At 47.2% G+C, this 8,224-nt stretch carries 4 protein-coding genes, 1 rRNA gene and 1 pseudogene; 3 read left to right on the forward strand and 3 right to left on the reverse strand.

The features are described 5' to 3' along the window. Nucleotides 1-39: 39 nt before the first annotated feature. Genes CIK98_RS04950 through CIK98_RS04960 form a run of 3 tightly spaced genes read right to left on the reverse strand, consistent with a single transcriptional unit; the run spans nt 40 to nt 2,910 of the window. Nucleotides 40-1,053: a D-alanine--D-alanine ligase gene (locus CIK98_RS04950; RefSeq protein ID WP_094383170.1), complete on the reverse strand. Its 1,014-nt coding sequence runs from the start codon at nt 1,051-1,053 to the stop codon at nt 40-42. Nucleotides 1,054-1,100: 47 nt separating this feature from the next. Beyond that, nucleotides 1,101-2,183, reverse strand: coding sequence for an RluA family pseudouridine synthase (locus CIK98_RS04955; RefSeq protein WP_371683241.1), 1,083 nt, complete (start codon nt 2,181-2,183; stop codon nt 1,101-1,103). Between the two features lie 31 nt (nt 2,184-2,214). Next, nucleotides 2,215-2,910: a PASTA domain-containing protein gene (locus CIK98_RS04960; protein ID WP_094383171.1), complete on the reverse strand. Its 696-nt coding sequence runs from the start codon at nt 2,908-2,910 to the stop codon at nt 2,215-2,217. A gap of 355 nt (nt 2,911-3,265) precedes the next feature. Here CIK98_RS04960 and CIK98_RS04965 point away from each other — a divergent pair. The 3 genes and pseudogenes from CIK98_RS04965 to CIK98_RS18495 all read left to right on the forward strand — a co-directional run. Next, nucleotides 3,266-6,367 (forward strand): annotated as a pseudogene (locus CIK98_RS04965) (efflux RND transporter permease subunit); the annotation flags it as partial. Nucleotides 6,368-6,405: 38 nt separating this feature from the next. Next, nucleotides 6,406-7,308: an efflux RND transporter periplasmic adaptor subunit gene (locus CIK98_RS04970; RefSeq protein WP_094383172.1), complete on the forward strand. Its 903-nt coding sequence runs from the start codon at nt 6,406-6,408 to the stop codon at nt 7,306-7,308. Between the two features lie 447 nt (nt 7,309-7,755). After that, nucleotides 7,756-8,224 (forward strand): 16S ribosomal RNA (locus CIK98_RS18495); the annotation flags it as partial.

Genomic DNA, 8,224 nt, shown 5'->3' on the forward strand with positions numbered 1-8,224 from the left:
TTCTCTACCCTCTACCTTCCACCCTCAACCTTCTACTCATCAAAACTGATTCTCCACAATGTCAGTCAACACGTCGCTCATCTTCAATCCTGCAGCCTTTACCTGCTGTGGAATGAAACTGGTGAGGGTCATTCCAGGAGTGGTGTTGATTTCGAGCAGGTTTATCTTGTCTACTTCTTGTCCGTCTTTTCCTTTACCCTTGCTAATAATGTAGTCGATGCGGATAATTCCGTTACAGTGAAGAATGTCGTAGATGTGGCTTGTCAGTTCTGCAACGCGTCTTGCCGTGTCGTCGTTTATACGTGCAGGAGTAATCTCCTTTACTTGACCATTATATTTTGCGTCGTAGTCGAAGAATTCGTTGCTTGTCACCACTTCCGTTGCGGGGAAGACCACCGTTTTTTCGCGAGTCTTGTAGCAACCTATGGATATTTCTGTTCCCTCGATGAACGATTCCACCATTACGTCGCTGCTTTCAAGCATAGCCTTGCGTATGGCAGGAGCAAGTTGGTCTTTGTTCTTTACTTTTGAAACACCAAAGCTGCTTCCGTCTGCTGCCGGTTTTACAAAACACGGCATTCCTATGCGTTCTTCAACTTCGTCGTCGCTAACCACTTCTTCGTAGCCTTTGCGTATGAGCAGACTGTCGGCCACTGTAACACCATAGCCGCGCAGATACTGGTTGAGTACAAACTTGTCGAATGTCATGGCCTCTACAAGCACGCCGCTGGTGGAATATGGAATACCAATAAGTTCGAAATAGCCTTGGAGAATGCCGTTCTCACCAGGAGTCCCGTGTATGGTGATGTATGCGTAGTCGAAGAATGTCTTTTGACCATTATTCATGAACGAGAAGTCGTTAAGGTCTATTCTTGAAGTGGTTCCGTCGCCTAAGTCTACGTTCCAGTCAAGTCCTTTTATTGCAACTATATATACATCGTAACGATCTTTGTCGAAGAATGAGTACAGACCTTGTGCTGATCGGAGTGAAACATCGTGCTCCGAAGAGTCGCCACCGCAGACGATGGCTATTTTCTTTTTCTCTTGTTCCATTGTTGTAATACTTGTTGTGTCTATATAAAGTTTTTTCTTTTATACTTTTATACCTTCTGCGAAGGCGTGTATCGACGCCATTTCTCCAGAAGATTTCCCAGGTCTTCCGGTATGTCTGACGTGAAGTCCATCTGCTTTTTTGTCCTTGGGTGCACAAAACCAAGTGTCTTGGCGTGCAGGGCTTGTCGAGGGCATGTCTTGAAGCCATTGAGGACAAACTGCCGGTAGCTCCCTGTGCGTTCACCGCGGAGTATCTCGGTGCCGCCATAGCGTTCGTCGCTGAACAGTGGATGCCCTATATGTTTCATGTGGGCACGTATCTGATGGGTGCGGCCTGTTTCCAGTATGCATTCAACCAACGTTACATATCCGAAGCGCTCCAATACCTTGTAATGGGTTACTGCCGGCTTGCCTATATCTGAACCCTGGGGAAATACAGCCATGCGAAGCCTGTCTTTAGGGTCGCGGCCGATGTTGCCTTCTATCGTGCCGCTGTCTTCTACAAAATTGCCCCATACAAGGGCATTGTAACTTCTGTGTGTCGTCTTATTGAAAAACTGGACACCTAACGAAGTCTTGGCTTCTGGCGTCTTTGCTATCACAAGAAGGCCGCTTGTGTCTTTGTCTATTCTATGCACAAGGCCTACTTGTGGGTCGTTAGGGTCATATGTCGGTATGTTCCGCATATGCCAGGCTATGGCGTTGACAAGTGTACCATGAAAATTACCACATCCAGGATGAACCACCAGACCCGCCGGCTTGTTGACCACCATCAGGTCGTCGTCCTCATATACTATGTCTAATGGCATTTCCTCAGGCTCTATAGTGGTGTCATAGTGCGGACGGTCGAGCATCAGGGTGACTATGTCGCCTGGACGTACCTTGTAGTTGCTTTTCACGGGTCGGTCGTTGACATGCACGAATCCAGCCTCGGCAGCTTTCTGTATGCGGTTTCGGCTTGAGTGCTGTAATTTCTCGAACATAAACTTGTCGATTCTCACCGGCACCTGACCGCGATCTACCTCAAACCTGAAATGCTCGTAGAGCTGTTGTCCCTCATCGAGCTCGTCGTCGTTGAGTGGTGTGTCAATCTGTGACACTTCGGCGTTGTATTCTGAAGTCATTGCCATTCCTCGTTTCCTTTTGCCTTTTCTTTGTATATTATTCTATTGTTATATTCTCTTCCTTGCCATCGCCTTCTGCCGGTGGAGCCGTCACGTCCTCAAACTCGTCAACGTCGCTGCCATACTCCTCGCCTTCGTATTCCGGTTCGCTTATGTCAATTTCTGCAAATCCGTCGGCATATTTCCCATCACCTATAATGAGAGCCAGTGGATATTCTATTGGAATACGGTCGCCAGTGGAGAGCCGTCGCCCTCGGCATATAACGCCATATACCCAGTCTTTCTCACCATCGACATATTTAGGTGCCAGTAGCTTAAATCCCATTGCCGTTAGTTTAGCAGTAGCCTCACGCACGCTGCTATTGTCGATAATGTCCGGGATAGCGAATGTTGGCGACGACGGCGAGTTAACCGTTACATATATAATATGTCCCGACTTCACGTTTGTGCCCAGACCGGGACTTTGCGCCAGGATGCAATCGGCTGGTAGCCGGCGGTTGTAGCCCGAGTCCGACACCTCAATCCTCAGGCCATTCTGCACGAGCAGATAGTTGGCTTCTGAAAATTTCATGCCCTTGATGTTGGGCACAGGAATGCCTTCGCCGTGGTGGGTATATATTTCCAATCCATACTTTACTCCAAGGCATAGCATCACCACAACTAGAGACATGGCGAGCAGGTTGCCCCAAACATATCGGCTTGTCAACTTGCCGAAGAAATCCTTTGTTTTCATCTTTCACATTTTAGAATGCAAAGGTAATGGAAATAGTAGAAATGACAAAATAAAAACACAAAAAATTACTTAAGGTGGGTTCAAAAAATCTCTTTCCCGGATTTTGGACTGAAAAGAATCCAATAGATGGCAGTACGACAACCCATATTTTTTTTTAGCTCAGCTTTCAGAAGCAAGGGAAGTTAAGGGACTCTTTATACTGAACTGTTTTTGCAAAAATGTCACTCAATGGTGTATAGTGGGCAGTGATGTCGTTATATTTGTTAAAATATCGACAAAACAAGAAAATTTATAGTCAAAATCTTATTCGTTTTATTATTTTTATTACCTTTGCAAGGTCAAAATAATGAGTAATATGTTTAAGGCAATAGTCAGGTTTTCAATTCGTAAGAAACTATTTGTCGCTCTGACGACTTTCTTTCTGCTCCTTGGCGGTATATGGGCGATGCTTACACTGCCTGTGGATGCTGTGCCAGACATCACAAACAATCAGGTTCAGATTGTCACCGTGTCGCCTACACTTGCCCCGCAGGAGGTGGAACAACTCATCACCATGCCTGTGGAAATATCGATGAGCAACATCATGAACGTAACTGAGATTCGGTCGGTGTCGAGATTCGGGCTCTCGCTCGTCACCATTGTGTTCAAGGAAGGTGTGCCCACGCTTGAGGCAAGGCAACTCGTCAATGAGCAGATTCAGGTTGTGGCAGGAGAGATTCCTTCTGAACTGGGCACCCCGGAAATGATGCCTATCACCACCGGTCTTGGAGAGATTTACCAGTATGTGCTTAAGGTTGACGAAAAACACCGCGACGAGTATGATGCCATGGAACTGCGTACTATTCAGGATTGGATTGTGAAACGTCAGCTCTCAGGTATTCCGGGCATTGTGGAAATAAACAGTTTCGGAGGCTATCTTAAGCAATATGAGGTGGCAATAGACCCCGATGCCCTTTCGGCACTACAGATAACCATTGGCGATGTGTTTGAAGCGCTGTCCAACAACAACCAGAACACAGGCGGCAGCTATATTGAGAAGAAGGGTAGGGCTTATTACATCCGGTCGGAGGGTATGATAAGCAAGAAGAAGGACATCGAGAAAATTGTGGTGGCAAACCGTGGCGGAATGCCTGTGCATATCAGCGACATAGGAAAGGTTGACTTTGGTGCTCCAAAACGCTTCGGGGCAATGACTATCGACGGTAAAGGCGAGTGTGTGGGAGGTATTGCCATGATGCTTAAGGGTGCCAATGCCAACGTGGTGACGAAAACCCTTGAGGAGCGTGTGGCGAGGGTGCAGAAGATTCTTCCGGAGGGAATAACCATCGAGCCTTATCTTAACCGTTCGGAATTGGTCAATCGCAACATCTCTACCGTTATATACAACCTCGTCGAGGGAGCGATAATAGTGTTCATCGTGTTGGTGGTCTTTCTCGGAAACGTAAGGGCAGGAGTCATTGTGGCATCGGTAATCCCCTTGGCAATGCTCTTCGGTTTCATACTTATGAGGGTGTTCGGAGTGTCGGCAAACCTGATGAGTCTTGGCGCCATCGACTTTGGTATAGTTGTTGACGGATCGATAGTAATACTTGAGGGCATTCTTGCCCATCTTTATTCAAAGAGGCTGGCAGGACGAAAACTGACCGCCGAGGAAATGTGCGACGAGGTGGAAAAGGGAGCTGCCAAGGTGGTCAAAAGCTCTACATTTGCCGTGCTGATAATACTGATAGTGTTTTTCCCAATACTTACTCTCACTGGCATTGAGGGCAAATATTTCACCCCGATGGCACAGACTCTTGTGTTCTGCATCGTGGGCGCACTGATTCTCTCGCTCACTTATGTGCCGATGATGGCTTCTGCGTTCCTTAAACGGGAAATATCGCTGAAACCCACTTTTGCCGACAGGTTCTTTGCCAAGCTCACGAAAATGTATGACAAGGCGTTGCATTCTTGCATGTCGCATCTGTGGCGGACATTGGGAGCGGCGTTTGCACTGCTTGCCGCATCCCTCCTGTTGTTCACACGACTTGGAGCCGAGTTTATACCAACTCTCGACGAAGGTGATTTTGCCATGCAGATGACTCTTCCTGCGGGCAGTTCGCTGAGCAAGAGCGTGGAGATTTCGCTTGCTGCCGAAAAGGTGCTGAAGGAGAAATTTCCGGAGATAAAACATGTGGTGGCTAAGATAGGTACTGCCGAGGTGCCCACTGATCCGATGTCGGTGGAGGATGCCGACGTGATGATTGTAATGAAGCCTTTTAAGGAGTGGACTTCTGCTTCGAGCCGTGCGGAAATGGTTGAGAAGATGAAGGCGGCATTGGAAAGCGTGGAAGGGGCGGAGTTTAATTTCAGCCAACCTATACAGTTGAGATTCAATGAGTTGATGACCGGTGCAAAGGCTGATATTGCCATAAAGCTTTATGGCGAGGATATGGACGAACTTTACAAGAAGGCAAAGGAAGCTGCAAGATACGTGGAGAAGGTGCCGGGAGCTGCTGATGTCATAGTGGAACAGGCTATGGGACTGCCGCAACTCGTCGTTGACTATGACCGTACGAAAATAGCACGCTATGGCATTGACATAAAGGAACTTAACGACATCATTCGCACAGCTTATGCCGGTGAGACTGCAGGTGTGGTGTTTGAAAATGAGAGAAGGTTTGAACTTGTGGTAAGACTCGACGATGAGAAGGTGAGTGACCTCGACCTCAACCGACTTTATGTCAGGACAAGCAACGGTTCGCAGGTGCCGGTGAGCGAGGTGGCTTCCATTAGTCTTGTCAACGGCCCTTTGCAGATAAACCGCGACGAGACAAAACGAAGGGTAGTGATAGGTGTGAATGTGCGTGATGCTGATATTCAGCAGGTTGTGGCAAAAATTAGTGATACTCTCGACAAGAACGTGAAACTTAAACCTGGATACTATTTTGAATATGGTGGACAGTTTGAAAACCTGCAGAATGCCATACACACCCTGCTTGTTGTCATTCCTATAGCCTTGATGCTTATACTGCTGCTGTTGTTTTTCAATTTCCGGAGTATCACCTATTCCCTTGTGGTGTTCTCCACAGTGCCTCTGTCGCTGATTGGTGGAATAGCTGCATTGTGGCTTCGTGGATTGCCTTTCAGCATATCGGCAGGAGTGGGTTTCATAGCTCTTTTTGGTGTGGCTGTGCTCAACGGAATCCTTATGATTAATCATTTCAACGATATGCAGAGCATAGGGAAATATAAGATGTGTACCGACAGGATTATCTTCAGTGGTTGCGCCCATCTGCTGCGTCCGGTTTTCCTCACAGGCTTAGTGGCGTCGCTTGGCTTCGTGCCCATGGCAGTGGCTCAGTCGGCGGGTGCCGAGGTGCAGCGTCCGCTTGCCACGGTGGTTATCGGAGGCCTTGTGGTCTCTACGGTTTTGACGCTTATCGTCATTCCCGCTTTTTACAGAATAGTTAATTCAATGCCAGTAGTATTAAGAAAAATAGGAGTTAAGAAAAGATGAAAAGATATATCATGACTATGGCTGCGGTTGTCCTGTTGGCAGCATGTAGCGAAAATAAGGCTTCTGGCGATGCACAGCCTGCAACCGAAAATGTTGAAAAGGCTGACTCCGCCGAGGTGAAGGAAAATGTAGACTCGGCTTCTGTTGACGGTGTGACAAGTGCCACAAATGTGGCTAATAGTCCGACTTTCAATGGATTGATGATGGTGTCGCCACAACAGGATGCTACAGTGTCGCTCACCATGGGAGGCAAGGTGCATAGCCTTAGGGTGATGCCTGGACAAGCTGTGGCAAGGGGACAGGTGATTGCCACTATCGACAATCCTGAGTTTATTGATCTGCAGCAGACTTATCTTGAGGCGTCTGCCCAGACGGAATTTCTGGAAAAGGAATATAAACGGCAGGCCTTGCTTGGCGAAAATGATGCGACATCGATGAAAAAAGTACAGCAGAGTAAGGCTGACTACCTCTCGATGCATAGCCGGCTGTCTGCTGCCGCTTCACGACTTAAAACTCTCGGTGTCAGCCCCGCCTCTGTAAGGTCGGGCGGCATTAAACCTTATCTTCCCGTTACTGCGCCCATTTCCGGATATGTCACAAATATGAATGTCAATCTTGGCAAGTATCTCGATGCAGGAGAACCTTTATGCGATGTCATCAACAAGTCGCAACCTCTCATCGTGCTTACGGTGTATGAGAGGGAGCTAAACATGATGACCGTTGGTCGTGGTGTGGAGTTTAGGGTGAACGGAATGGGGAAACAGACTTTCTCTGCCAAAATTGTCTCTATTGAGCAGTCGGTGGATGCAAAGGACTATTCAATAAAGGTTTATGCCAAAGTGACCACGCCAAATAGTGGTTTTAGACCAGGAATGTATGTAAGGGCAAAATTAAAGTAGTTATTACCTTCATTGCCGAGAAGGTTAATAACCATGAGCGGTCGAATGATTGTAGTGTAAAGGAAATATAGCAAAATATATAATAAGGTGTAATACGAATAATAGTCTATTTTACACTTGTCATTTGCAAATAAACGTTAAAGAAATGCATTTTTCTTTTGAAATGTTTGGAGCGTATTGAAAAAGTCCGTACCTTTGCACTCGCTTTTGAGAACAACGCTTCTCTTGAGCGACAGAAAAAGAGTTCTTTGAAAGATTTACATAACAGAGAAGTAGTAGTACAAGAAGCAATTGAGAAATCAATTGGGTAAACGAACCGTCAATTTTATGATTGATAAAGGTTTCTTTAGACTTGATATTATAATGGCGTCCTGAAAACAGTCAGACAATGGTCTCCCTTCCGTCGCATTATATTTGTATACGGTTGGTGATCTAAAGATATTATTTACAATGTAGAGTTTGATCCTGGCTCAGGATGAACGCTAGCTACAGGCTTAACACATGCAAGTCGCGGGGCAGCATGAATTTAGCTTGCTAAATTTGATGGCGACCGGCGCACGGGTGAGTAACGCGTATCCAACCTTCCCCTGTCCACGGGATAGCCCGTCGAAAGGCGGATTAATACCGTATGAGGTCACATGACGGCATCAGAGTGTGACGAAAGGTTTTGCGGACAGGGATGGGGATGCGTCCGATTAGCTAGTTGGCGGGGTAACGGCCCACCAAGGCGACGATCGGTAGGGGTTCTGAGAGGAAGGTCCCCCACATTGGAACTGAGACACGGTCCAAACTCCTACGGGAGGCAGCAGTGAGGAATATTGGTCAATGGGCGAGAGCCTGAACCAGCCAAGTAGCGTGCAGGATGACGGCCCTATGGGTTGTAAACTGCTTTTATGCGGGGATAACGTGCGCCAGG

Origin of the sequence: Prevotella sp. P2-180, assembly GCF_002251435.1 — a bacterium.
Classification (GTDB): domain Bacteria; phylum Bacteroidota; class Bacteroidia; order Bacteroidales; family Bacteroidaceae; genus Prevotella.